At 58.8% G+C, this 25,528-nt stretch carries 26 protein-coding genes; 18 read left to right on the top strand and 8 right to left on the bottom strand.

What is annotated here, in order from left to right; all coding sequences use genetic code 11:
- Nucleotides 1-403: 403 nt before the first annotated feature.
- Nucleotides 404-1,846 carry a pyruvate kinase gene (gene pyk / locus CYR32_RS02635; RefSeq protein WP_101822284.1) on the bottom strand — a complete coding sequence of 481 codons (1,443 nt, stop codon included), beginning with the start codon at nucleotides 1,844-1,846 and terminating at the stop codon, nucleotides 404-406.
- Nucleotides 1,847-2,033: 187 nt separating this feature from the next.
- The gene (locus tag CYR32_RS02630; RefSeq protein ID WP_101822281.1) at nucleotides 2,034-2,909 is read right to left on the bottom strand and encodes a MurR/RpiR family transcriptional regulator; all 876 of its coding nucleotides are present in this window, start codon (nucleotides 2,907-2,909) and stop codon (nucleotides 2,034-2,036) included.
- Nucleotides 2,910-3,263: 354 nt separating this feature from the next.
- Between CYR32_RS02630 and zwf the strand changes: the two genes are divergently transcribed.
- The 3 genes from zwf to CYR32_RS02615 all read left to right on the top strand — a co-directional run bounded on the left by zwf (nucleotide 3,264) and on the right by CYR32_RS02615 (nucleotide 6,259).
- On the top strand, nucleotides 3,264-4,739 hold the full coding sequence (zwf, locus tag CYR32_RS02625) for a glucose-6-phosphate dehydrogenase (protein ID WP_101816623.1): 1,476 nt from the start codon (nucleotides 3,264-3,266) through the stop codon (nucleotides 4,737-4,739).
- Nucleotides 4,740-4,752: 13 nt separating this feature from the next.
- Nucleotides 4,753-5,448, top strand: coding sequence for a 6-phosphogluconolactonase (pgl, locus tag CYR32_RS02620; RefSeq protein ID WP_101822279.1), 696 nt, complete (start codon nucleotides 4,753-4,755; stop codon nucleotides 5,446-5,448).
- Between the two features lie 169 nt (nucleotides 5,449-5,617).
- Nucleotides 5,618-6,259, top strand: a complete 642-nt coding sequence (locus tag CYR32_RS02615) for a bifunctional 4-hydroxy-2-oxoglutarate aldolase/2-dehydro-3-deoxy-phosphogluconate aldolase (protein ID WP_101822277.1) — start codon at nucleotides 5,618-5,620, stop codon at nucleotides 6,257-6,259.
- Between the two features lie 68 nt (nucleotides 6,260-6,327).
- Here CYR32_RS02615 and CYR32_RS02610 read toward each other — a convergent pair whose 3' ends face one another.
- Entirely contained in the window at nucleotides 6,328-6,672 is a 345-nt protein-coding gene (locus tag CYR32_RS02610; protein ID WP_101822274.1) for a RidA family protein, read from the bottom strand.
- A gap of 150 nt (nucleotides 6,673-6,822) precedes the next feature.
- On the opposite strand from CYR32_RS02610, the gene CYR32_RS02605 reads away from it, so the two are divergent.
- From CYR32_RS02605 to rnd, 5 genes are all read left to right on the top strand, one after another.
- Entirely contained in the window at nucleotides 6,823-8,736 is a 1,914-nt protein-coding gene (locus CYR32_RS02605; RefSeq protein ID WP_101822272.1) for a DNA repair helicase YoaA, read from the top strand.
- 63 nt (nucleotides 8,737-8,799) lie between these two features.
- Nucleotides 8,800-9,498 (top strand): tRNA (adenosine(37)-N6)-threonylcarbamoyltransferase complex dimerization subunit type 1 TsaB, encoded by a 699-nt coding sequence (gene tsaB, locus CYR32_RS02600; protein WP_101822269.1) that lies wholly within the window; start codon nucleotides 8,800-8,802, stop codon nucleotides 9,496-9,498.
- Between the two features lie 124 nt (nucleotides 9,499-9,622).
- Nucleotides 9,623-10,219 (top strand): Slp family lipoprotein, encoded by a 597-nt coding sequence (locus CYR32_RS02595; RefSeq protein ID WP_175578801.1) that lies wholly within the window; start codon nucleotides 9,623-9,625, stop codon nucleotides 10,217-10,219.
- A gap of 186 nt (nucleotides 10,220-10,405) precedes the next feature.
- Entirely contained in the window at nucleotides 10,406-12,094 is a 1,689-nt protein-coding gene (fadD, locus tag CYR32_RS02590) for a long-chain-fatty-acid--CoA ligase FadD (protein ID WP_101822264.1), read from the top strand.
- Nucleotides 12,095-12,175: 81 nt separating this feature from the next.
- Nucleotides 12,176-13,297, top strand: a complete 1,122-nt coding sequence (gene rnd / locus CYR32_RS02585; protein ID WP_101822262.1) for a ribonuclease D — start codon at nucleotides 12,176-12,178, stop codon at nucleotides 13,295-13,297.
- A gap of 272 nt (nucleotides 13,298-13,569) precedes the next feature.
- On the opposite strand, the gene minE is transcribed toward rnd, so the two are convergent.
- From minE to minC, 3 genes are read right to left on the bottom strand one after another with little or no spacing between them, the layout of a single operon-like run.
- Nucleotides 13,570-13,839, bottom strand: a complete 270-nt coding sequence (gene minE / locus CYR32_RS02580; RefSeq protein WP_072930029.1) for a cell division topological specificity factor MinE — start codon at nucleotides 13,837-13,839, stop codon at nucleotides 13,570-13,572.
- Between the two features lie 3 nt (nucleotides 13,840-13,842).
- A complete protein-coding gene (minD, locus tag CYR32_RS02575; protein WP_072930027.1) occupies nucleotides 13,843-14,655 on the bottom strand; it encodes a septum site-determining protein MinD in 813 nt (270 codons plus the stop codon).
- Between the two features lie 23 nt (nucleotides 14,656-14,678).
- Nucleotides 14,679-15,368 carry a septum site-determining protein MinC gene (gene minC / locus CYR32_RS02570; RefSeq protein ID WP_101822260.1) on the bottom strand — a complete coding sequence of 230 codons (690 nt, stop codon included), beginning with the start codon at nucleotides 15,366-15,368 and terminating at the stop codon, nucleotides 14,679-14,681.
- 135 nt (nucleotides 15,369-15,503) lie between these two features.
- Here minC and CYR32_RS02565 point away from each other — a divergent pair, with 135 nt between their 5' ends.
- The 10 genes from CYR32_RS02565 (at nucleotide 15,504) to CYR32_RS02525 (ending at nucleotide 22,893) form a co-directional block, all read left to right on the top strand.
- Complete coding sequence (locus CYR32_RS02565) at nucleotides 15,504-15,776, top strand: YcgL domain-containing protein (RefSeq protein ID WP_101822258.1); 273 nt, start codon at nucleotides 15,504-15,506, stop codon at nucleotides 15,774-15,776.
- A gap of 139 nt (nucleotides 15,777-15,915) precedes the next feature.
- On the top strand, nucleotides 15,916-16,995 hold the full coding sequence (locus tag CYR32_RS02560) for a lytic murein transglycosylase (protein WP_101822255.1): 1,080 nt from the start codon (nucleotides 15,916-15,918) through the stop codon (nucleotides 16,993-16,995).
- Nucleotides 16,996-17,061: 66 nt separating this feature from the next.
- Nucleotides 17,062-17,718, top strand: a complete 657-nt coding sequence (locus CYR32_RS02555) for a fumarylacetoacetate hydrolase family protein (RefSeq protein WP_101822253.1) — start codon at nucleotides 17,062-17,064, stop codon at nucleotides 17,716-17,718.
- A gap of 92 nt (nucleotides 17,719-17,810) precedes the next feature.
- The gene (locus CYR32_RS02550) at nucleotides 17,811-18,257 is read left to right on the top strand and encodes a YcgN family cysteine cluster protein (RefSeq protein ID WP_101822250.1); all 447 of its coding nucleotides are present in this window, start codon (nucleotides 17,811-17,813) and stop codon (nucleotides 18,255-18,257) included.
- Between the two features lie 291 nt (nucleotides 18,258-18,548).
- Nucleotides 18,549-19,328 (top strand): glycosyl hydrolase, encoded by a 780-nt coding sequence (locus tag CYR32_RS02545; protein ID WP_101822248.1) that lies wholly within the window; start codon nucleotides 18,549-18,551, stop codon nucleotides 19,326-19,328.
- A gap of 286 nt (nucleotides 19,329-19,614) precedes the next feature.
- The gene (locus CYR32_RS02540) at nucleotides 19,615-20,130 is read left to right on the top strand and encodes a hypothetical protein (RefSeq protein WP_241523737.1); all 516 of its coding nucleotides are present in this window, start codon (nucleotides 19,615-19,617) and stop codon (nucleotides 20,128-20,130) included.
- Between the two features lie 132 nt (nucleotides 20,131-20,262).
- The gene (locus CYR32_RS02535) at nucleotides 20,263-20,493 is read left to right on the top strand and encodes a YebO family protein (RefSeq protein ID WP_101822244.1); all 231 of its coding nucleotides are present in this window, start codon (nucleotides 20,263-20,265) and stop codon (nucleotides 20,491-20,493) included.
- 280 nt (nucleotides 20,494-20,773) lie between these two features.
- On the top strand, nucleotides 20,774-20,938 hold the full coding sequence (locus tag CYR32_RS21625) for a hypothetical protein (protein WP_165698168.1): 165 nt from the start codon (nucleotides 20,774-20,776) through the stop codon (nucleotides 20,936-20,938).
- Between the two features lie 281 nt (nucleotides 20,939-21,219).
- Nucleotides 21,220-22,074 (top strand): manganese catalase family protein, encoded by an 855-nt coding sequence (locus tag CYR32_RS02530; protein WP_101822242.1) that lies wholly within the window; start codon nucleotides 21,220-21,222, stop codon nucleotides 22,072-22,074.
- Nucleotides 22,075-22,461: 387 nt separating this feature from the next.
- Nucleotides 22,462-22,893, top strand: a complete 432-nt coding sequence (locus CYR32_RS02525; RefSeq protein WP_101816643.1) for an OsmC family protein — start codon at nucleotides 22,462-22,464, stop codon at nucleotides 22,891-22,893.
- A gap of 94 nt (nucleotides 22,894-22,987) precedes the next feature.
- Here CYR32_RS02525 and CYR32_RS02520 read toward each other — a convergent pair whose 3' ends face one another.
- Both CYR32_RS02520 and CYR32_RS02515 read right to left on the bottom strand, forming a co-directional pair.
- Nucleotides 22,988-23,236 carry a hypothetical protein gene (locus tag CYR32_RS02520; RefSeq protein WP_101822240.1) on the bottom strand — a complete coding sequence of 83 codons (249 nt, stop codon included), beginning with the start codon at nucleotides 23,234-23,236 and terminating at the stop codon, nucleotides 22,988-22,990.
- Nucleotides 23,237-23,474: 238 nt separating this feature from the next.
- Nucleotides 23,475-25,433: a methyl-accepting chemotaxis protein gene (locus CYR32_RS02515; RefSeq protein WP_101822944.1), complete on the bottom strand. Its 1,959-nt coding sequence runs from the start codon at nucleotides 25,431-25,433 to the stop codon at nucleotides 23,475-23,477.
- Nucleotides 25,434-25,528 lie beyond the last annotated feature (95 nt).

Below are 25,528 nucleotides of genomic sequence, written 5' to 3'. Positions count from 1 at the left end.
GAGGTAACAAACATTTAACCGTTGCGAAGCATTATAAATGCAAATCATTATCATTCAAGTTATCAGTTAGAAAAAGGCAGACATTGTGGAGAAGTGGACTAAGAAATGTGATCTGTGTCACTTTTTTAGCAGGTGTAGATGCTGCTTTATTGATCGTGGAATAAGAAATGTCTGCTTATTTTTAATAAAAGTGTTTTTAAACGCGTCATATTTCTTAGTGGTTCAATGAGGGAATTAATAATAATGATAAGGTGATTTTTAAGGTAATCCGGTTTACCGGAAAATAGGCGTAAAAGCGGTACGGATAATAATGCAGGCATTATTTTTGGGTGGGGGAAATAACCGGGAAATAACAGGGGCAATAAAAAGCCGGCGCAAGGCCGGCTGAGAAAACGCAGAGACGTTACTCTACCCGCAGCACGCGGCTGGTGTTGGTGGTGCCGGTGGTGCTCATCACATCACCCTGGGTCACGATCACCAGATCGCCGGAGAGCAGGTAGCCTTTGTCGCGCAGCAGGGTCACGGCGTCGTGCGCGGCGGCCACGCCGTCGTTATTGCTGTCGAAATAGACCGGCGTTACCCCACGGTAAAGGGCGGTGAGGTTTAGCGTATGCTCGTGGCGTGACATGGCGAAGATCGGCAGACCAGAGCTGATGCGGGACATCATCAACGCCGTGCGGCCCGACTCCGTCATGGCGATCAGCGCCGTAACGCCCTTCAGGTGGTTGGCGGCATACATGGAGGACATGGCGATCGCCTCCTCAATGTTGTCGAACTGCACATCCAGCCGGTGTTTGGAGACATTAATGCTGGGGATCTTCTCCGCACCCAGGCAGACGCGCGCCATCGCCGCCACGGTCTCCGCCGGGTACTGGCCGGCTGCCGTCTCGGCTGACAGCATCACCGCATCGGTGCCGTCGAGCACGGCGTTGGCGACGTCCATCACTTCGGCGCGGGTCGGCATCGGGTTGGTGATCATCGACTCCATCATCTGCGTGGCGGTGATTACCGCGCGGTTCAGGGTACGGGCGCGGCGGATCAGCTTCTTCTGGATGCCAACCAGCTCCGGGTCACCGATCTCAACGCCCAGATCGCCGCGCGCCACCATCACCACGTCAGAGGCGAGGATGATGTCATCCATCGCGGCCTCACTGGCGACGGCTTCGGCGCGCTCCACTTTGGAGACGATTTTGGCATGGCAACCGGCGTCACGCGCCAGGCGGCGGGCGTAGTGCAGGTCTTCACCGGTACGCGGGAAGGAGATGGCGAGGTAGTCGACGCCGATTTTGGCGGCGGTGACGATGTCCGCTTTGTCTTTTTCCGTCAGCGCCTCTGCCGACAGGCCGCCGCCCAGCTTGTTGATGCCTTTGTTATTGGAGAGCGGGCCGCCGACCGTGACCTCGGTAAAGACTTTCATGCCCTGAACTTCCAGCACTTTCAGCTGCACGCGGCCGTCGTCCAGCAGCAGGATGTCGCCCGGCACCACATCACCCGGCAGCCCTTTGTAGTCAATGCCGACGCGCTCTTTGTCCCCTTCGCCTTTCGCCAGGTTGGCGTCCAGCAGGAAACGGTCACCGACATTCAGGAACACCTTGCCCTCGCGGAAGGTGGATACGCGGATTTTCGGCCCCTGCAGATCCCCGAGGATGGCAACATGGCGGCCCAGCCGGGCTGAGATCTCACGCACTTTGTTGGCGCGCAGCATCTGGTCTTCGGCACTGCCGTGGGAGAAATTCAGGCGGACTACGTTGGCACCTGCAGCAATAATTTTTTCCAGATTATTGTCGCGGTCGGTAGCCGGCCCCAGTGTGGTTACAATCTTGGTTCTTCTGAGCCGTCTGGACATGTATAACTCCGTTGACTGGTAAGGCATGGGTTTTCCCGGGAAAAGGGTAACCAAACAATGCAGTAACTGTAATTTTACGACAAAAGTGTTTCATCCGGGTGAAACAGGGGCCTGCCGGGCCGCGCACAGGCGTCAGCCCCATTATCAGCGGGGCACGGCACCGGTCTGGATCATTCGTGCGGTGGCCTTAGTCCGGGTTGTGCTCGCGCGGGGCGGCGGTGCCTTTGTCGAACCGGGACTCTTTTAACGCTTCTTTAACACGCTTCAGGTTATCACGGAATTTAGCCCCGCGGCGCAGAGTAAAACCGGTCGCCAGCACATCAATCAGTGTCAGCTGGGCGATGCGGGAGATCATCGGCATGTAAACGTCGGTGTCTTCCGGCACATCCAGCAGCAGCGGCAGCGTCGCTTCCTGCGCCAGCGGCGTGTCGCGGGAGGTGAGGGCGATCACCGTGGCATCGTTCTCCCGGGCGATATGCGCCAGCTCCACCAGGTTTTTGGTGCGCCCGGTGTGGGAGATCAGCACCACCACGTCGCCCTCGCTGGAGTTCATGCAGCTCATGCGCTGCATCACGATGTCATCGAAGTAGACCACCGGGATATTAAACCGGAAAAATTTGTTCATCGCGTCGTGGGCCACGGCCGCAGAGGCCCCGAGGCCGAAAAAGGAGATCTTCTTCGCCTGGGTCAGCAGATCCACGGCGCGGTTGATGGCGGTGATATCCAGCGTGGTTTTGACGTGGTCAAGATTCGCCATCACCGATTCAAAAATTTTATCGGTGTAGGCCGCCACGCTGTCTGCCTCATCCACATTGCGGTTTACGTATGGCGTTCCATTAGCCAGACTTTGAGCCAGGTGGAGTTTGAAATCGGGAAAGCCCTTGGTATTGAGCCGGCGGCAGAAGCGGTTTACGGTGGGTTCGCTGACGTCCGCCAGGCGGGCCAGCGTGGCGATGCTGGAGTGGATGGCGGTCTGGGGCGAGGCCAGGATCACTTCCGCCACTTTCCGCTCCGACTTGCTCAGGATCTCCAGATGCGTCTGGATAATGTCCAGCGTATTCATTCGTTAACTATCACTCATGGGTTTTGTCGATTTCAATCAAAGGAGAAATCAATGCCGGTTTAATGAAAATATACAACGACCCGAAAGGGGTTGGCACCGGCCGGAAAGGATAATTTCCTCTTTTTTCACCAGAATTTGAACTGTGTCTAACTTTCATAATGGTAAACGGGTGTCAAAAACGTCAGAAAATTACATCATAGGCGCGAGAAATGGGTCAGTCTTTTTCCACAGGGTTGCCGGGTGTAATTTCTGGACGTTTATTAAGGCTTTAGATCCGGGTTTACGGGTCGCGGCTAAACAGAGTACATTATTCATGTAAGAAAATTACAAATATCCTGCAATGAGGAGAAGAACATGGCGGTAACCTCTACAGCCCAGGCATGTGACCTGGTTATTTTCGGCGCGAAAGGCGATTTGGCCCGCCGCAAATTGCTGCCCTCGCTCTATCAGCTCGAAAAAGCCGGCCACATCCACCCGGACACCAAAATCATCGGCGTCGGGCGTGCAGACTGGGACAAAGCGGCCTACATCAAGGTCGTGAAGGAAGCGCTGACCACTTTCATGAAAGAGAAGCTGGACGACACGCTGTGGGAAACCCTGAGCGCGCGCCTCGACTTCTGTAACCTGGACGTCAACGACAGTGAGCACTTCGCCAACCTCGGCAAGATGCTGGACCAGGAAAACCGCGTCACCATCAACTATTTCGCCATGCCGCCAAACACCTTTGGCGCCATCTGCCGCGGCCTGGGTGAAGCCGGCCTGAACAAAGATCCGGCGCGCGTGGTGATGGAAAAACCGCTGGGCACGGATCTGGAATCCTCCCGCGTGATCAACGATCAGGTGGCAGAGTTCTTTAACGAATCCCAGGTCTACCGCATCGACCACTACCTCGGCAAAGAGACGGTACTGAACCTGCTGGCGCTGCGTTTCGCCAACTCCCTGTTTGCCACCAACTGGGACAACCGCACCATCGACCACGTGCAGATCACCGTGGCGGAAGAGGTGGGCATCGAAGGCCGCTGGGGTTACTTCGACAAAGCCGGCCAGATGCGCGACATGATCCAGAACCACCTGCTGCAAATCCTGACCATGATCGCCATGTCACCGCCGGCGGACCTGACCACCGACCGCATCCGTGACGAGAAAGTCAAAGTGCTGCGCTCGCTGCGCCGCATCGACCAGAGCAACGTGCGTGAAACCACGGTGCGCGGCCAGTACACCGCCGGGTTCGTGCAGGGCAAAAAAGTGCCGGGCTACCTGGAAGAAGAGGGGGCGAACAAAAGCAGCAACACCGAAACCTTCGTCTCGATCCGCGTGGACATCGACAACTGGCAGTGGGCCGGGGTGCCGTTCTACCTGCGTACCGGTAAACGCCTGCCGACCAAATGCTCTGAAGTGGTGGTCTACTTCAAGAACCCGGCGCTGAACCTGTTCCGTGACTCTTACCAGCAGTTGCCGCAGAACAAGCTCACCATCCGCCTGCAACCGGACGAGGGCATCGACATTCAGGTGCTGAACAAGGTGCCGGGGCTGGAGCACAAGCACCGCCTGCAGACCACCAAACTCGACCTGAGCTTCTCCGAGACCTTCCACCAGCAACACATCGCGGATGCCTACGAGCGTCTGCTGCTTGAAGCGATGCGCGGCATCCAGGCGCTGTTCGTGCGCCGTGATGAGGTGGAAGAGGCGTGGAAATGGGTCGACTCCATCATGCAGGCCTGGTCTGCGGACAATGAAGCGCCGAAGCCGTACCAGTCCGGCACCTGGGGCCCGGTGGCCTCCGTGGCGATGATTACCCGCGACGGCCGTTCCTGGAACGAGTTTGAGTAATAAGGGGCAGGGTATGGCACATTTCGCCGAGTTTCCCAGCGCACTGACGCTGAACCAGAGTTTTGCACGAAAGGTTGCCGACAGTTTGCGTCAGGGGATCGCGGCGAGGGGCCATGCCACCCTGGTGGTCTCCGGCGGGCGGACGCCGCTCGGGCTGTTTGAACAGCTGGCCCAGCAGCCGCTGGCGTGGGAGAAGGTGGTGATCACCCTGGCGGATGAGCGCTGGGTCGACACGCACGACGCGCTGAGCAACGAACGCCTGGTACGCCGGGCGCTGTTGACCGGCCCGGCCACGGCCGCCACCTTCATCGGCCTGAAAAACAGCAGCACCACGCCGGAAGAGGGCGCGGAGGTCACGGAAGCGGCGCTGGCGCTGGTGCCGTGGCCGGCGGATGTGCTGATCCTGGGGATGGGCGCGGACGGGCACACCGCCTCGCTGTTCCCCGGGGCGGCCAACCTGCCCGCGGCGCTGGCGATGGACTCCGGGCGGCGCTGTTTTGCCATGTCACCGGTGACCGCGCCGCTGGCGCGGCTGACGTTGAGCCTGCCGGTGCTGCTCAGCAGCCGCCACATCTATCTGCATCTGGTGGGTGAGGCCAAACGCGAGCTGTATGAACAGGCGATGCAGGGTGAGGATGTCAATGAGATGCCGGTGCGGGCGATCCTGCACCAGCAACAGACGCCGGTGGACGTCTACTGGACGGCCTGACCAACAGTATTCAGTACCCGGTGCCGCGGCACCGGCCAGTATTGCGCAGTAGGGAAGTTTGTATGGCACAAGGTGCGGTCGGACACTTGTCAGCGTGCTGACAGGTCCCTGTGGCAGGGGCGCGCCATATATCAACCGATGCCGGTACGGCATAGATGGAGTTAAACGGATGAAAAACTGGAAAGTCAGCGCGGAACAGATCCTCACCTCAGGCCCGGTGGTTCCGGTCATTGTGATCAATGAGCTGGAGCATGCGGTGCCGCTGGCGAAAGCGCTGGTGGCGGGCGGTGTGAAGGTGCTGGAAGTGACCCTGCGCACCGAGTGCGCCCTGGAAGCGATCCGGGCGATTGCCCGCGAGGTGCCGGAGGCGATTATCGGTGCCGGGACGGTGATTAACCCGCAGCAGCTCGATGAGGTGATCAGCGCCGGGGCGCAGTTCGCCATCAGCCCCGGCCTGACGGCACCGCTGCTCAAGGCGGCCACCGACGGCCCGATCCCGCTTATCCCGGGGATCAGCACCGTGTCTGAACTGATGCTGGGGATGGATTATGGCCTGCGTGAGTTCAAGTTTTTCCCGGCGGAAGCCAACGGCGGCGTGAAAGCGCTGCAGGCGATTGCCGGGCCGTTCCCGCAGGTGCGTTTCTGCCCGACCGGCGGCATCACGCCAAACAACTACCGTGACTACCTGGCGCTGAAAAGCGTGCTCTGCATCGGCGGCTCCTGGCTGGTGCCGGCTGATGCGCTGGCGCAGGGTGACTATGGCCGCATCACGGAACTTGCCCGTGACGCGGTAGCCGGTGCCCGCAGCTGATCCACGCACTGTTAGTAAAAAGCCATCCTCTGGGATGGCTTTTTTTATGGCGGCGTAACGGCTGTGGCTCAGCGCGCGGCGATCACCTTGATCTCCACTTTGTAGCCGGGGTTCATCAGCCCCGCCTGCACCGTGCAGCGCACCGGCGCATTGCCGGGGGAGACCCAGGCGTCCCAGGCGCGGTTCATGGCGGCGAAATCACTCTTCTCCACCAGGAAAATGGTCGCGTCCAGAATGCGGCTCTTGTCCGACCCCAGGGTGGTGAGCACCGCGTCGATGGTCGCCAGCGCGTTGGCGGTTTGCGCTTCGGCATCCGCGTCCAGGTTTTCCGGCACGCTGGTGTAGTAGATAGTGTCGTTGAAAATGGTCGCTTCGGACATCCGGTGTTCCGGCAGGTAACGCTCGATGGTCATGGGCAGCTCCTTTGGCTGTTTTATCAAGGGGATGCCGGGTCACATCCCGGCGGCGGCCTAAGCGTACCACAGCCTGCGCAAAGATGGGTGTGGTAGCGGGCGGGAAGGATTGGCATAATCAGCGCTGATTTTTTCCGGCTGAGAGGCAGTGTGACCGACGATTTCGCCCCTGATGGCGCCCTGGCGCAACATATCCCTGGTTTTAAACCCCGTGAACCCCAGCAACAGATGGCTGCCGCCGTGGCCGGTGCCATTGCCGCCCAGCAGCCGCTGGTGGTAGAGGCCGGTACCGGCACCGGCAAGACCTACGCCTACCTCGCCCCGGCCCTGCGCGCCAACCGCAAAGTGATCATCTCCACCGGGTCAAAAGCCCTGCAGGACCAGCTCTACAGCCGTGACCTGCCGACAGTGGCGAAAGCGCTGGACTACACCGGCAAGCTGGCGCTGCTCAAAGGGCGCGCCAACTACCTCTGCCTCGAGCGGCTGGAACAGCAGACGCTGGCGGGCGGCGAGCTGGCCAACTCGGCGCTGGCCGAACTGGTGCAGCTGCGGCGCTGGGCGTCTGAAACCAGTGACGGCGACATCAGCAACTGCAGCGGCGTGGCGGAAGACAGTATGGTCTGGCCGCTGGTCACCAGCACCAATGACAACTGCCTCGGCAGCGACTGCCCGCTCTACAAAGAGTGTTTCGTGGTCAAGGCGCGCCGCCGGGCGATGGACGCCGACGTGGTGGTGGTGAACCACCACCTGTTTATGGCGGATATGGTGGTGAAAGAGGGCGGTTTCGGTGAACTGATCCCGGCGGCGGATGTGATGATCTTCGACGAAGCGCACCAGATCCCGGACATCGCCAGCCAGTATTTCGGCCAGCAGCTCTCCAGCCGCCAGCTGCTCGACCTGGCGAAAGACATCACCATCGCCTACCGCACTGAAGTGCGGGACTCGGCGCAGTTGCAGAAAAGCGCCGACCGGCTGGCGCAGAGCGCGCAGGATTTCCGCCTGGCGCTGGGAGAACCGGGCTACCGCGGCAACCTGCGCGAGGCGTTGCAGGATGCGCAGCTGCAACGGTCACTGGTGCGGCTTGATGATGCGCTGGAGCTCTGTTACGACGTGGTGAAGCTGTCACTGGGGCGCTCCGCGCTGCTGGATGCCGCCTTTGAGCGCGCCACCCTCTACCGCGCGCGGCTGAAACGGCTGAAGGAGACGGCGCTGCCGGGCTTCAGTTACTGGTTCGAGTGCACCTCGCGCCATTTCATCCTGGCGCTGACGCCGCTGTCGGTGAGTGACAAATTCACCGAAGTGATGAAAGAGAAACCGGGCAGCTGGATTTTCACCTCGGCGACCCTGTCGGTGGATGACAAACTGGCGCACTTTACCGACCGGCTGGGGCTGGAGAACGCAAAATCCCTGCTGCTCGCCAGCCCGTTCGACTACGCCCGGCAGGCGCTGCTCTGCGTGCCGCGCTTCCTGCCGGAGCCAAACCAGCCCGGCGGCGGCCGCCAGTTGGCGCGGATGCTGAAACCGCTGATTGAGGCCAACGGCGGGCGCTGCTTCTTCCTCTGCACCTCACACCAGATGCTGCGGCAACTGGCGGAGGAGTTTCGTGCCAGCATGACGCTGCCGGTGCTGGTGCAGGGCGAAACCAGCAAAGGCCAGTTGCTGGCGCAGTTTATCGCCGCCGGCAATGCGCTGCTGGTGGCCACCAGCAGTTTCTGGGAAGGGGTGGATGTGCGCGGGGATGCGCTGTCGCTGGTGATCATCGACAAGCTGCCGTTTACTGCGCCGGACGACCCGCTGCTCAAGGCGCGGATTGAGGATTGCCGCCTGCGCGGCGGTGACCCGTTCGCCGATGTGCAGTTGCCGGAAGCGGTGATCACCCTGAAACAGGGGGTAGGCCGCCTGATCCGTGACACGGATGACCGCGGCGTGCTGGTGATCTGCGACAACCGGCTGGTGATGCGCCCTTACGGCGCGGTCTTCCTCAACAGCCTGCCGCCGACGCCGCGCACCCGTGACCTGGGTGAAGCCGCTGCCTTCCTGCGCCGGGGCGCGGGGCAGCAATAGCCGCTGCCCTGTGCTATCATGCGCGCCCTTAATGAAAACCCATCTTTCCTGCCTGAGGTTGGCATGTCCACGCGAATTTTAGCCATTGATACCGCCACGGAAGCCTGTTCCGTCGCGCTCTGGAACCACGGCGAAACCCTCGCCCATTTTGAACTCTGCCCGCGCGAGCACACGCAGCGTATCCTGCCGCTGGTGGAGCAGATCCTGGCCGAGGCCGGGCTGACCCTCTCCCAGCTTGATGCCCTGGCCTTTGGCCGCGGGCCGGGCAGCTTTACCGGCGTACGCATCGGCATCGGCATTGCGCAGGGGCTGGCGCTGGGCGCAGACCTGCCGATGATCGGCGTCTCCACCCTGCAGACGATGGCGCAGGGCGCGTTCCGCCGCACCGGGGCCACCCGCGTGCTGACCGCCATTGACGCGCGCATGGGCGAGGTCTACTGGGGCGAGTACAGCCGCACGGCACAGGGCAGCTGGCAGGGCGAAGCGAGTGAAGCGGTGCTCACGCCGGAACAGGTGCTGGCCCGCGCACAATCGCTTTCCGGGCACTGGGCCACAGCCGGAACCGGCTGGACAAGCTATCCTGATCTGGTGGCAGGCACATTATTAACGCTGAACGATGGCGACATGCTGCTGCCCCATGCTGAGGATATGCTGCCGCCGGCCCTGGATGCCTGGTCTGCGAAGCGTACCGTGGCGGTCGACCAGGCTGAACCGGTCTATCTGCGCAATGAAGTGACCTGGAAAAAACTTCCCGGCCGCTAAGGCACGGCAACTTATACCCGGTGATGTGGTCAAAGTGTCAGATTCAACCCGGAGAGCAGGTATGCGTAAGCCGTCTTTGAAAAGCCCTGTTATTGCGAAAAACCGAATTGTTGAGAAACACCGGATTGGTGCGAAACGCCATATTGTTGCCGGCATCCTCAGCGCGGCCATCCTGTCTCTGACAGGGTGTGCCACCGTGCCGGAGGTGATCAAAGGAACCACTGCCACGCCGCAGCAGAACCTGGCGGCCGTTCAGAGTGCGCCCCAGCTCTATGTGGGGCAGGAGGCGCGCTTCGGCGGCTCCGTGGTCAATATGAGCAATGAGAAAAACCGTACCCGGCTGGAGATTGCGGCCGTGCCGCTTGATTCCGTGGCCCGCCCGATACTGGGCGAGCGCTCCACCGGGCGGCTGGTGGCGTACATCAACGGCTTTGTCGACCCGGTTGACCTGCGCGGGCAACTGGTGACGGTAGTGGGGCCGATTACCGGCGCTGAGCGCGGTAAAATCGGCGAGACCGACTACACCTTCGTGGTCATGAACGCCAACAGCTACAAGCGCTGGCGGCTGCAACAGCAGGTAGTCATGCCGCCCGGCCCAACCGGCCCGTGGGGCTGGGGTGGCCCGGGCTGGGGCGGCCCCGGCTGGGGGCCGGGCTTCTACGGTGGCGGCGGCTGGTACTCCCCGGCACCGGCCCAGGTGCAGACAGTAGTCACTGAATAATCATGATATTTCAGGCGGCGTAAGCCGCCTTATTTTTTTGCCCCGTCGGGGCCTCAGCAAATTAGTGACCCGGTTCGCAACCTGGAAATTGTTTAAAAACTAACTGGTAAGCTGAGTTAAAATATTGTTAAACCGACGATTCAGATCGGCAAACATGACGACAAATAATGATTCAGGAGTAATACCTTGGAAAAGGTTTGGCTAACACGGTATCCCTCTGACGTTCCGGCCGAGATTGACCCGGATCGCTATGGTTCATTGATTGAGATGTTCGAAAACGCGGCGTTGCGCTACGCCGACCAGCCGGCATTTATCAATATGGGGGAGGTGATGACCTTCCGCAAACTTGAGGAGCGCAGCCGGGCCTTTGCGGCGTACCTGCAACATGAGCTGAAACTGAAAAAGGGTGACCGCGTCGCCCTGATGATGCCCAACCTGCTGCAATACCCCATCGCCCTGTTTGGTGTGCTGCGGGCCGGGATGGTGGTGGTCAACGTCAACCCGCTCTATACGCCGCGCGAGCTGGAGCACCAGCTCAATGACAGCGGTGCCAGTGCCATCGTGATCGTTTCCAACTTTGCCCACACGCTGGAAAAAGTGGTCTACAACACCCAGGTGCGCCATGTGATCCTCACCCGGCTGGGCGACCAGCTCTCGGCCGCCAAAGGCACGCTGGTCAACTTCGTGGTGAAATATATCAAGCGGCTGGTGCCGAAATACCACCTGCCGGATGCCGTCTCTTTCCGTACCGCCCTGCAACGCGGCCGTGGCCTCACCTACATCAAACCGGACATCACCAACGACGATCTGGCGTTCCTGCAATATACCGGCGGCACCACCGGGGTGGCGAAAGGGGCGATGCTGACCCACCGCAATATGCAGGCCAACCTGGAGCAGACCAAAGCCGCCTATTCGCCGCTGCTGCGCGCCGGGCATGAACTGGTGGTAACGGCGCTGCCGCTTTACCATATTTTTGCCCTGACGGTGAACTGCTTGCTGTTTATTGAACTGGGCGGCAGCAACCTGCTGATCACCAACCCGCGCGACATCGGCGGGCTGGTCAAAGAGCTGGCGAAATACCCGTTTACCGCGCTGACCGGCGTCAATACGCTTTATAACGCGCTGCTCAACAATGCGGAATTCCGCACGCTGGACTTTTCCACCCTGCGCCTTTCAGTGGGCGGCGGCATGGCGGTGCAGCGGGCGGTGGCGGAGAAGTGGGAGCAGCTCACCGGCAAGCACCTGCTGGAGGGCTACGGCCTGACAGAGTGCGCCCCGCTGGTGACCGGTAACCCCTATGATACGCAACACTATACCGGCAGCATCGGCCTGCCGGTGCCCTCGACCGATATCCGGCTGGTGGATGACCAGGGGCGCGACGTCCCCCCCGGCGAGCCGGGCGAACTGCTGATCCGCGGGCCGCAGGTGATGCCCGGCTACTGGCAACGGCCGGATGCCACAGAGGAGGTGCTGAAAGAGGGCTGGCTCTCGACCGGCGATATCGTTACAGTGGACGAGCAGGGCTTTTTGCGGATTGTGGATCGCAAAAAAGATATGATCCTGGTTTCCGGGTTTAATGTTTACCCGAATGAGATTGAAGAGGTGCTGATGCAGCACCCGAAAGTGCTGGAGGCCGCGGCCATCGGCGTGCCCAGCGAATCCTCGGGGGAAGCGGTCAAAGTCTGTGTGGTCCGCAAAGACCCGTCCCTGACGCAGGAGGAGCTGCAGGCCCACTGCCGCCGCCACCTGACCGGCTATAAAGTGCCGAGAATTATTGAGTTCCGTGACGAGCTGCCGAAATCGAATGTCGGCAAGATCCTGCGTCGCGCCCTGCGCGACGAACATCTGAAAGCCCGGCAGGATGCCGCTGCCTGACCGGGCTTGCCATCCATCTTACAACGCCGGCCTGTGCCGGCGTTGTCACGTATCATCCTTTAGCCGTAAGAGAGTGACGTTTTGAATTATCAGTTGATCACCACCAATCCTGAGCTGGAAGAAGTGTGCCTTCACGCCCGTCAGCATTCGCGCATCGCCCTGGACACAGAGTTTGTCCGTACCCGCACTTACTACCCGCAACTGGGGCTGATCCAGCTGTTCGACGGCGAGCGGCTCTCCCTGATTGACCCGCTGACCATTACCGAGTGGCAACCCTTCCGCGACCTGCTGCTGGATGACCAGGTGATCAAGTTCCTGCACGCCGGCAGTGAAGATCTGGAGGTGTTCCTGAACGCCTTCAACGCACTGCCGACGCCAATGATTGACACCCAGATCCTGGCAGCCTTTACCGGGCGCCCGCTCTCCTGCGGCTTTGCCAAGCTGGTGGCAGAGTACATGGAGGTGGAGCTGGACAAGAGCGAATCACGCACCGACTGGCTGGCGCGCCCGCTCAGCAGCCGCCAGTGTGATTACGCGGCAGCGGATGTGTTCTACCTGCTGCCGATGGCGCTTCGCCTGGAGCAGGAGGCGCAAGAAGCCGGCTGGCTGGAGGCGGCGCTGGATGAGTGCCGTGCACTCTGCCGCCGCCGCAGCGACGTGCTGGCCCCGGAACTGGCTTACCGTGAGATCGGCAACGCCTGGCAACTACGCACCCGCCAGCTCGCCTGCCTGCAAAAACTGGCCGCCTGGCGGCTGCAACAGGCACGCCAGCGTGACCTGGCGGTGAACTTTGTGGTGCGGGAAGAGAACCTGTGGCAGGTGGCGCGTTACCAGCCGACCTCACTGGCAGAGCTGGACACCCTGGGGCTGAGCGGCCCGGAGATCCGCTACCACGGCCGGACGCTGCTGGCGCTGGTAGAAGAGGGCAATGCCGTGCCGGAAGAGGCGCTGCCGCCGCCGGTCGCCAACCTGATTGACCAGCCGGGCTATAAGCGCGCCTTTAAAGAGCTGAAAGCGGTGATTCAGGAAGTCAGTGAAAGCAGCGGCCTGAGCGTTGAGCTGATCGCCTCGCGCCGGCAAATTAACCAGTTGCTGAATTGGCATTGGGGATTAAAGCAGGGCGATAACCAGCCTGAATTAATGTCCGGCTGGCGCGGCACCTTATTGGCTGAAAAATTAACCGCAGTATTAAACGAATTCTGATAATAAGCCGGCTGAAAGGTAAGGAAACGTTTTGGCCGCTGAAAAAAGATCGGGAAGATAATAGGGCGTAATAAAGATGGGCGGCAAAGTTAAGAATAACGCAGCAGGATGCCAGCGTATTTGGGATAAGTCTTAATGGGTGCCGCCGCATTATTAAGGGAAGCTGTAACGTTATCGCGTTATTAACTGGATGCCTGTACAGTGATAAAAAACGCGTAACGGAGAAAACAATCCCCCCTGTGCCGACACAGGGGGAGATTAACCCGAGACGATCATTTCGGCGGTTCTTCTGTATCCGGTAAGGTTACGTTAAGTTCCAGAACTGAAATATCGTCCCCTTTCTGTTCAAACTGCACGTGAAGCATCTCGGGGTCGATTTGGATATATTTGCAAATCACCGCCAGAATATCGCGCTTCAGATCCGGCAAATACGGGGGCTCAGAGTCCCCGCGGCGGCGTTCAGCGACGATGATTTGCAGCCGTTCCTTGGCTATATTGGCTGTTGATTTTTTGCGGGACAGAAAAAAGTCTAACAATGCCATGGTTTATCCCCCAAAAAGGCGTTTCAGGAAGCCCTTCTTCTCTTCTTCAACGAAACGGAAAGGACGCTCCTCGCCCAGCAGGCGCGCCACGGTGTCATCATAGGCTTTGCCGGCGTCCGATTCCTGGTCGAGGATTACCGGCTCGCCCTGGTTGGAGGCGCGCAGCACCGACTGATCTTCCGGAATCACGCCCACCAGCGGAATACGCAGGATCTCCAGCACATCTTCCATGCTCAGCATGTCACCGCGGTTAACCCGGCCCGGGTTATAGCGCGTCAGCAGCAGGTGCTCCTTGATCGGCCCCTGGCCCTGTTCGGCACGGCGGGATTTGGAGGAGAGGATGCCCAGAATGCGGTCGGAGTCGCGCACCGAGGAGACTTCCGGGTTGGTGGTGATGATCGCCTCATCGGCGAAGTAGAGCGCCATCAGCGCACCGGTTTCGATCCCGGCCGGGGAGTCACAGATGATGAACTCAAAATCCATTGCCACCAGGTCGTTAAGGATTTTTTCCACGCCTTCCCGGGTCAGGGCATCTTTGTCACGGGTCTGTGAGGCGGGCAGGATGTAGAGCTGTTCGGTGCGCTTGTCTTTGATCAGCGCCTGGTTCAGGGTCGCATCGCCCTGGATAACATTGACAAAATCGTAGACCACGCGGCGCTCACACCCCATGATCAAATCAAGATTACGCAGCCCGATGTCGAAGTCGATGACAACGGTCTTTTTCCCTTTCTGGGCTAAGCCGGTAGCAATGGCCGCGCTTGATGTAGTCTTGCCAACGCCCCCTTTACCCGATGTAACAACAATAATGCGTGCCATGAAAAGATTCCTTGTAAAAGGGCTTAGTTTAAAGGTTGTATGGTTAACACGTTCTCTATCAGGCTGAGGCGCGCCGCCTGGCCGGCATATTCCGGCGGGATCTGGTCACTCAGCCAGTACTGCCCGGCAATCGACACGAGCTCAGCACTCAGATGCGTGCAGAAAATCTGGCATTGCGCGTCGCCGGAGGCACCTGCCAGCGCACGGCCGCGCATCATTCCATAAACATGGATATTACCGTCAGCGATAAGTTCCGCCCCGGCGCTGACGCTGCTGGTGACGATAAGATCGCTGTTACGTGCATAAATCTGTTGCCCGGAACGGACAGGGGTGTTGATGATGCGCGTCTTGGCCGCCGGCACACTCTCCGGCACCGCGGGGGCCGGGGGCGGGGTGGCTTTCTGACCCTTGCCTTCATTCAGCAACGGCAGCCCGGCACGCGTGATGGCGCGTTTTAACCGCTCATCTTTACATCCGCTGATGCCGACAACACGAAGGCCTGCGGAAGCAACAGCCTGTTGAATCTCTCTCCAGTTAACCTCACCGCTCAGGGAGGCCACGTTGATGACCACAGGGGCGTCCTTGAGGAAAGCCGGGGCCTGATCGACTTTATCCTGTAGCGCCTGACGAATAACCTCAGGTTGCGAATGGTGTAAGTGAACCACCGACAGGGTAAAACTGCTGCCTTTTAGCTCAATGGGCGATTGTGACATCTATCCTGACTCAGTTTCAGCAACATAAATCCCCGGAACAGCACCCGGGGGGCGATATTCCGATGTACGCTAAGCATGTTATAGTCACCGGTATATCTAGGCAAGACACCGCCCCCATTAAAAAGAGTTAAAAAAATGCTTTGCATGATTTATAGAAGTTCAAAACGCGACCAAACTTATCTTTACATCGAAAAAAGAGACGATTTCTCCCGTGTGCCGGAGGAGTTGCTGAAAAGTTTCGGCCAACCCCAGTTTGCGATGACCGTCAATCTGGCAAATCGTCAAAAATTAGCCAATGCCGATATTGATAAAGTCCGCGAGGCATTGACCAGTCAGGGCTATTATTTGCAGATCCCGCCGCCGGTTGAATCATTATTGAAACAGCCTCTGGATAATAAGCCGGAATAATGCGCAACAGGCGGGTTGCAGGGTAATTTCTGCGGAAAATGTGAACGGTGACGCATTGAATGATTCTGCGCCGCGCATTTCCGCCACGCCGGCGCTGGTCTATCCTGAAGGATCTGGTGGATATAAAAGGATGAACGGTATGAAACAGAGAGCGGTGGCCGCGCTGATTGGCGCGCTGGCCCTGGCAGGGTGCGCCGGCAAGAACCAGGCCGCGCCGCCCGCGCCGCCTGCGGCACAGGCAGCGGCCCCCGGCGGCGGGATGCTGTCCGCCAAACCGGCAGGGCAGACCACGCTGGCGGCCCAGGGGCGTGACCCGGCTGAGTTCCCGGCCTATGTGGAGCAGCTGAAGCAGCAGGCGCGCGCGCAGGGCATCAGTGACGCGACCCTCAGCAGCGCCTTTGCCAACATCCATTTTGTTGACCGGGTAATCAAATCTGACCGCAACCAGTTAGAGAAGAAGGTCACGCTGGATGATTACCTCACCCGCGTGCTGCCTGCCTGGAAAATTGCCCAGGGCAAAACCCAGTACCGTGACCACCAGGCGCAGGTGGATGCGGCCGCGCAGCGTTACGGCGTTCAGCCGCAATATATTGTGGCGCTGTGGGGCATGGAGAGCAGTTTCGGCAAAATCCAGGGCAAAGAGGATGTGATCTCCGCCCTCGCCACCCTGGCCTTTGAGGGGCGGCGTGAGGCCTTCTTTACCAAAGAGCTGATGGCGGCGCTGAAAATTATCCAGCAGGGGCACATTGCAGCGGACCAGATGAAAGGCTCCTGGGCCGGGGCGATGGGGCAGTCGCAGTTTATGCCGACCTCGTTCCTGAATTACGGGGCGGACGGCGACGGCGACGGCCGCATCGACATCTGGACTAACCCGGCGGATGTGTTCGCCTCGGCCGCCAACTACCTGGCCACCGAAGGGTGGAAGCCGGGTGAAGGCTGGGGCCAGGAGGTGCGTCTGCCTGCGGGCTTCAGTGCCGATCTGGCCGGAACAAAAACCAGCCAGGCCAAAAGCGTGGCGCAGTGGCAGCAGCTCGGCGTCACCCCGGCGGATGCGAAAGCGTTGCCGGGCGCGGCGACCCGCGCCTGGATTATCACACCGGATGACCTGCAGGGCCGGGCGTTTATGGTGTACGATAATTTCCGCACCATTATGCACTGGAACCGCTCGTACTACTTCGCCATCAGCATCGGCATGATGGCTGACGGGGTGGCCGGGTAAATCCGCAACAGCCCGCACAGTTGCCGTGCGGGCCTCATCATGAACGCATTCACGCAGGAGAAGGGCATGTATCAACATCGTGACTGGCAGGGTTGCCTGCTGGACTACCCGGTCAGTAAAGTCGTCTGTGTTGGCAGTAACTATGCGAAACATATCAAGGAGATGGGTAACCAGGTCTCGGCCGAGCCGGTGCTGTTTATCAAACCGGAAACCGCGTTGTGTGACCTGCGGCAACCGCTGTCGATCCCCGGAGATTTTGGTTCGGTGCATCATGAAGTGGAGCTGGCGGTGCTGATCGGTTCGCCGCTGAAGCAGGCCGGTGAGGAGCGGGTTGCCAACGCCATCGCCGGTTATGGCGTCGCCCTGGATCTGACGCTGCGCGATCTGCAGGCAGACTTCAAGAAGGCGGGTCAGCCGTGGGAGAAAGCCAAAGGGTTTGACGGCTCCTGCCCGGTGTCCGGGTTTATCCCGGTTGCCGAATTTGGTGACCCGCAACAGGCACGGCTGACGCTCAGGGTAAACGGCGAAACCCGCCAGGACGGCACCACCGCGGATATGATCACCCCGATCCTGCCGCTTATCAGCTACATGAGCAAATTCTTCACCCTGCGCCCGGGTGACATTATCCTGACCGGCACGCCGGAAGGGGTGGGGCCGATGCGCAACGGCGACACGCTGGAGATCTCCCTGAACGGCCAGGCGCTGACCACCCGCGTGCTGTGACCCGCCTCCGCCCGGTTGCCGGGCGGAAAACTTGCATCTGCCGGGTAAAAGGTCTATACAGGCTGCGTCTTTTTACTTATCAGGTATCGCATATGTCCCAACTTCCCTTTTGGCAGCAAAAAACCTTGTCTGAGATGTCGGATGACGAATGGGAATCGTTGTGTGACGGCTGCGGGCAGTGCTGCCTGCACAAGCTGATTGATGAAGACACGGACGAGATCTATTTCACCAATGTGGCGTGCAACCAGCTCAATATTAAATCCTGCCAGTGCCGCAACTACGACCGGCGTTTCTCCCTGGAAGAAGATTGCATCAAACTGACGCGTGAAAACCTCACCACTTTCGACTGGCTGCCGCCGACCTGCGCTTACCGCCTGGTGGGCGAGGGCAAGGGGCTGCTGCCGTGGCACCCGCTGCTGACCGGCTCCAAATCCGCCATGCATGGCGAGCGCATCTCCGTGCGCAATATTGCCGTGCGTGAAAGCGAGGTGGTGGACTGGCAGGATCATATCCTGAATAAACCGAGCTGGGCGCGTTAAGCTGTCCTGCATGGGCGCGGATATATTCCGCGCATTAATGGGTTTTATCAGTAAAGGCGGCCTTATGGCGGCCTTTTTTATTTTCTCTGCAATTTATTGAAAAGCGTTAATCAGAATAAATGATAACGATGAGATAACAGAGGCGCAGACGGAACCTGAAGGTGATAATTAAAGATCAAAAAAGAGTAGGGGTTACCTCCGCCCCGGAAAAATAATCTCACGGCACCTGGGGGAGATTATCAGCGCGCCTTGCGACGATGACCCCGGGCTATTTTCCGGAGGAGACAGATTATGGTGTCTAAAAGTATTAAGCGCGGCATTGCTTACGATCTCTCAACGGTTAACGACCTCGATGCAATTGCAGACGGCATCTCCTGGTATTACAACTGGGGAGCGGCACCCAATGCGGGCCTGCCGTATTCCCTTTCTGCCGGCCGCGGCGTGGACTATATTCCGATGCTGTGGAATGAAAATTTCCATGAAGCCTCGGTATTACGCTTTTTTAAGGCGAACCCCGGCATAAAATATATGCTGGTGCTGAATGAGCCAACTATTGGTGGGCAGGCTTACACAGAGCCGGAACGCGCGGCCGGACTCTGGCCCAGATTTGAGAATATCGCCCGGCAGGCCGGCGTGAGTATTGTTGGGCCGCAACTTACCTGGGGCACCATGCCGGGTTATCAGGCCCCGGCTGACTGGATGGATGCGTTTATTGCCGCCTATGCGGCGGCCAATCAGGGCAACGCACCGCAGATCGACTTCCTCGGCTTCCACTGGTACGACTACGGGCTGGCGGGCCAGCTTGATCTGCTCGCCCGGTTTGGCAAGCCCTTCTGGGTAACGGAGTTTGCGAATGCCCATAGCCAGCAGGATGGGGCGCAAATTGACTCGCTGGAGAAACAGAAAACCCAGATGAGCGAAATGGTGGCACTGTGCGAACGCCGGGAAGATGTCTTCCGCTATGCCTGGTTCACCGGGCGGGTAAATCCCGATCCCTATTTCCAGCGCTTATTTGAGGGTGACGGCGAACTTTCGGCGCTGGGCCGCCACTATATCTCGCTGCCTTATTAATGAGAGGAGACATGCTCCCCTCTTTCCCTGGCGATTCTGCACCCCCTGATGCAAAAGGCTGCCCCGGCAGTCTTTTTTATGGGGCCTGCCTCGGTAAACGAAAATTAACCGCTTGTTAACCAGAAAACGTCACCCTATTATCGTATGCGCATTACGGGTAGGGCTAAGCGATGGAAATTAGCCATGAATTCTGAAAAAGCGCTGGTAATTCAGAGGCCGGGGCTTGAACCGGCACGGAATGAACAGCATCACCATACCGTTATTGCTGGGAAAGGAAGACGTGACAATGAAATACACGCTTGCCGGGCTTATCGCCATAGCCGCTGTGTTTTGCCCGCTATCGGCCCCCCAGGCCGACGATCTGGATCTCTACTCTATTCATACTGCTTCCTTTGTGTACCACGCGTTTGCGCCCGCAGACCGCTATGAGCAGTTCTTCAAAAACAAGCTGATTGCCGTTGAACGGCGGATGGACAGCGACTCAGACTACAGCCTCTACGCCGGTACCATGATCAACAGCGAAGGCGACCGCTGCGTGCTGCTCGGCGTGGATAAAAAGTGGGCAGCGCGCAACCAGTGGACATTTGAGGGCATCTATCTCTATGCCGGCGAGTTCTTTGCGAAAACATTCTCCCATTGCGGGGATTCCGGGGCTTATCACGATATTCAAAAGGTAACGGGGCTGGGTTTTGCACCCTATATCTATCATGGCGTCAAATATGACGTTAACCGTTATATCGGCCTGAGGGCCGGGGTGATTCTGCCGGTGATCACCGTATTGAGTGTCCAGATTCGTTTCTGAACCCTGGCCGGGCGCGGCGGGGCAGCCATAAAAAATATCATAAAGGGAAAGTGTGATGCTGTGATGCGCCAACAATAGCATCAGCCCACCCACTTGCTATCATCAGGTTGTCTTATATAAGCAGGGGGTATTATGAGTGGAAATGGGTTCTTGAGTTTACTTTCATGGGCTGCCATTTTTTGCGTGGTCTTTTACCTGATCCGGGCGGCGGTAAGGGCTAATCAGCATATCGAATTGCTGAAACAAATGGTGGAGAATCAAGAGACGCTGATTTATATGCTCTCTAAAACCCCAAATGTTTATCCGTTCACCATGGTGACCACGGCGAAAAAAAGAGGTGACCATCTTAAGGAAGAAAAATAAGCGTGTCCTGGGCCGGTGTCTGATAACCCGCTGCGGCGGGTTTTTTCTCTTCCGGCTCTACCTGAAGCAGGGTGTCTCATCCTTTTTTACAACGCATTTATCACCACTCTAATTCATCTATTCCCTCGCGGTTGCCGCTATTTTTTATAACATAAAAGATAAAAGAGCTTGCCTGTAAAACATCACGGATAAATAGGGTGAAATAATGATGTTTTTTATATTGCTGAGTGCATTAGCATTGCTACTCTATTAATGCGTTGGTTACTTATCAGGAGGGCTTATGACAAGTTTTTTAGTGACAGCCATCGTCTCCTGGCTTATCTCCTCTGCGGTAATTTACCAGGTGGTAAAGGGGGTAGCCGGGGAAAGCGGCGCCGCATTCTGGATCACCACGCTTATTTCCTGGGGTGTGGGTGCCTTTATTCTGTTTAATGCCGTGTTGTAATATCACGCTATTCAGGCATGAAGTTACCGTTAATGAGCCGCCGGATGATTCATTAGCGGTAACGACCTTTCTTCCCCTCAGCCGCGTTTTGGGGAAGCGCCCACCTGGCGACCACCCGGCAGGGAAATTTCCTCGCTTCTCCACTTCTCCTTGAATAATAAGGGGATAGAGGCACCTATCTAAACTAAATGAGAATCTTTCTCTTTTCTTTTTGCGTTTTCTCATAACCCCTCCCATGCTTGTTGTGCAGCATTTCATCAACGCAACGAGAGGAGGTGGGTATGTTTCATCATTCATCGAAACTGCAATATCCGGTACGTGTAGAAAAACCAGATCCTGAGTTTGCCATGCTGTTGCAACAGGCGATTGGCGGGGTGGAAGGCGAAATCCGTGTGGCGATGCAATATTTCTTCCAGGCGATGGGTGCCCGCGGCGACGCCAGAATCAAAGATTTATTGATTTCGACAGCAACCGAGGAGTTAGCGCATATCGAGATGCTCGGTTACGCTGTCGCATTAAATCTTGAAGGCGCGCCGCTCTCCTACCAGGAGGCCTCTGCCAAGGACCCGGTGGTCAACGCGATTCTAGGCGGGATGAACCCACGCCATATTCTCTCTTCCGGGCTGGCAGCGATGCCGGTTAACGCCAATGGTATGGCGTTTGATATGAGCCATATCTACGCGTCCGGCAATGTGGCGGCGGACATGCTGGCCAACGTCACCGCCGAGGCGACCGGGCGGGTGCTGGCAACCCGGCTCTACAACCTGACGGAAGACAAAGGGATGAAAGATTTCCTCTCCTTCCTGATTGCGCGCGACACCATGCACCAGCAGCAGTGGCTGGCGGTGATTGAGGAGATGGGCGGCATCGGCGCGTCGCTGCCGATCCCGAACAGCTTCCCGCCGGACGGGGAGGCGACCGAGCACTCTTACTACTGCCTCAACACCTCGCTGGACAAACCGCTGCCGGAAGGGCGCTGGAGCCAGGGGCCTTCGTATGACGGCCGCGGCCAGTTTACGGCCAAACAGGAGCCGGAGCTGCTGGGTGACGAGCCGGTGCTGGGCAACGCCCGCCCGGGCTCCGGTGCGCAGCAGGAGCAGATCGGCACCTCACTGCCGCCGGACCAGCCGGTATAACGGCACCCTTTTACTGCCCTCAGGCCACGCGGTTGCGTGGCCTTTTTTATACGCCCGGCGCGGGCAGGCATAAAAAAAACCGGCGCGAAGACCGGTCAGGTGGTTGCTATCATCATTTTATAATTAGACGAGGCGCCATAGCGCTGCGGCAGAATAGGCGTGGCGCATGACAAACAGATGACAGCCGCGAAAAAACGCCGCTGCAGCCCGCGCGTTATATCTTGTTGCATTCCCACGGGCCTGGCTGAAAGCAGGCCAGCCGCGGCCTGCGCGGGGAAAACCGGGTGCCGCGGCCCTTTTTTTGCCTTCCTGCCGGTAACCTCCGGGCAATTAACTATACTTATCATTGATGTACACATACTGTCTGTCATATACCGGAGGATAACGATGACAATTCATAAAAAAGGTCAGGCACACTGGGAAGGCGATATCAAACAGGGTAAGGGGTACATCTCTACCGAGAGCGGCGCGCTGAACCAGCAGCCCTACGGGTTTAATACCCGGTTTGAGGGCAAAGCCGGGACCAACCCGGAAGAGCTGATCGGCGCGGCACATTCCGCCTGCTTCTCAATGGCGCTGTCGCTGATGCTGGGCGAGGAGGGCTATACGCCGGAAAGTATTGATACCACGGCTGACGTGTCACTGGATAAGGTCGGCGGCGGCTATGCCATCACTAAAGTGGCGTTGACCAGCACGGTAAAACTGCCGGGTATCGAAAAAGAGACCTTTGATAAAATCATCAATAAAGCCAAAGCGGGTTGCCCGGTTTCCCAGTTGATCAGCGCTGAGATCACGCTGGATTACCAACTGCAAAACTGACGTACGCCTGCGCCAACCGGCGAACCCCGCCCGCTGGGCGGGGTGTTCAGCCTGCTGTATGACCTTTCTTTTTACCTCGGCACTTTTCCCCGTTTCACCACGACGCCGTTAACGTATCGACCACCACGCGGCCCTGTGCATCATGCTGGGTAATCCGGCAGTCTGCCGGGTAGGAGCGACGGGTATTCAGCTTGTCAAACACCGACACCTTGCCTTTGATGACGCCGTGCCGGTCAGTGATCTGATAAACGGTGATCTCCTCCTGGCCCTGGTTCGCCAGGCGTACGTAATCGATCTTCTCCAGGGTGTCGCTTTCTTGTAATTGCAGGTGATCTCTTAACATAATTAATACCTCTTGTTGGGTAGACCGGCAGTATATGCCTGATATTTATGGTTTCAATCGAATATATGATTTGATAAACATCCGGGTTAAGAGTATGCGGCCAGCAATAAAAAAGAATAAAATCATTGAGTTATGCTGACATAAATCGTCAGGGATAAAACCGCCGCGGGGCAGTCATACGCAGGCAATAAAAAAACCGCCCGAAGGCGGTTTTGGAAGGAAACCCCGGAAAGGGCGGTCAACCAGAGGCCAGTTTTTGCAGCTGGGTCAGTTGGGTGACGGCATCATCCATCGCATCCATGCCGTCGGCCAGCGCTTTCAGCTGCCCCAGGTTGGCTGAGATGTTATTGCGCTCCTGGCCGGTGTCGGCACTCATGGCCGCGATCCGGTCAGCGGCGGAAATACTCTGGTCAGCCATCTCCTGCGTGGTGGTGACCGTGGTGGTCGCCACGGCACGGATGCGGGAGATGGTCACCACCGCTTCATTGATGTGTTTGCGGGTGGCGTCCGCCTGCTCTTTGGCCGACTGCGCCAGCCGCCGCACCTCCCCGGCCACCACCGCGAAGCCGCGGCCCGCTTCACCGGCGCGCGCCGCTTCCACGGCGGCGTTCAGGGCCAGCAGGTTGGTCTGGAACGCGATGGTACTGATGCCGCCGGTAATGGTGGTGATCCCGGCGGAGATCTGTTCCAGCTCCGTCAGCCCGCTCTCCAGCCGGCCTTGCGCCTCCCGGCTCTCAATCGCCGCCTCACTGATGGCGCGGATGCTGCTCTCCGCCAGGGACAGCGTTTCGCTCTGGCTGACGGTGGCGTGCTCAAGCTGCGGCAGCGTGGTCATCAGCGGGGCCAGCCCGTGCTGATACTCCACCACCCGGCCAATCACGTTCGACTGGATGCTGTGCAGCGCCTCCCAGCGGCGCAGGGCGCGCTGGGTGTAGTGCGCGGCATAGTTGGCGTACTCAATCGGGAAGCGGGTCATGGCATTGACCTGATGATCGAAGAACACCAGCGCCGAGAGCGTCTGGTTGATCGGCACCCCGAGGATCTCACCAAAGCTGGAGAACCCGGCCGCCGGCACGCCCTCGAAAAAGCGCGCGCCCGGCAGCTCGGCGGTGTTACCGACCCGCCGCAAAATGCAGTCGTTAAGCAACATGGCCGAGGGTTTGCCGTACTGGGAGACAAACGCCTGCCAGTCGCGCCGGGTGGTGGCTTTGAAATCCGTGGCTTTCAGCAGGTAGAGCCGGTCACCAAACTCCAGATCGCAGAAGAAAGTGAGGTGGTCCGGCTGGAAGGTGGCGACAGAACGGATGAAATATTCATTGTCGACCTTCACGGCAAACGTCAGCCCGGTGAGACGCTCGCTGACCTGATGGGGCGCGCAGCGCAAATGGGCGGCCAGCGCCTCCATGATCGGCTGCGGGCGGCCGTGGGCATCAAACACCGAGGTGAGGGTGCGCGCCACCGGGTCAGCCTGCGCCACCAGCCAGCTCTGGGTGGTCGGCTCAAAGTTCTGGCTTTTGAACGGCGCGAACGATTTCCCCGCAGCAATCTGGCAGAACACAATCACCGCTTTGCCCTGCAACACGGCGCCGCCGGTGCCGATATAAGTACCGTCAAACTCCAGCGAGCCCCCGGCCGAGCCGCCAATTGCCAGGCAAGGGAAGCGGCCGCAGGCGTACCAGGCCTGCATCAGGAAGCCTTCTGAGGCGGAGAGGCCGTCGCAGTAGACCATCGCGAACGTCCGGTCAGCCGAGAGCGGCATGGAAACGCGCAGGCGATCCAGCTCGCTGCGGATGGCGGTGACCCGTTGCTGGGCGGTGGTGCCGGGGCGGGCGTGCAGATCCACCACGTGCACCTCATGGCGGGCGATCAGGCTCTGCGGCAGCCACAGCCAGCTGCCCTGGCGGCTGTTCTGGTCGCAATAGGTCGAGCCTTGCCGCTGGTTGCCCAGCGCGCCATAGGAGGAGAGCGCCAGCACGGTGCGGTTGGGGGAGGCCAGCCGCTGCCAGGCGGCATTGACGCGGGCGAAATCCGCGCCCGGCGGGGTGAAGGTCATTAACAGGCCGCCCTTATTGGGCAGGCCCAGTGTACTGAGTGAGGCGGGTAACGCGCCGCAATCAAAGACCCCGCTGGCCGGACGGCTTCGCCCTGCGGACAGCAGCGAGCCGAAAAAGTCAGAGCGGGTGTGGGGTGTCGGCATAGTGCCCATGGTGTTACCTATTTCAGTAAAGCGCAAAAAAGAGAGCATATCCTTACCGGTTACGGCGTCTGCTCTCTGGGATACCCGCAGGGGGG

The organism is Chimaeribacter coloradensis (assembly GCF_002858715.1).
In the GTDB taxonomy this organism is placed as follows: domain Bacteria; phylum Pseudomonadota; class Gammaproteobacteria; order Enterobacterales; family Enterobacteriaceae; genus Chimaeribacter; species Chimaeribacter coloradensis.
This window is presented reverse-complemented; position numbering and strand designations above follow the sequence as displayed.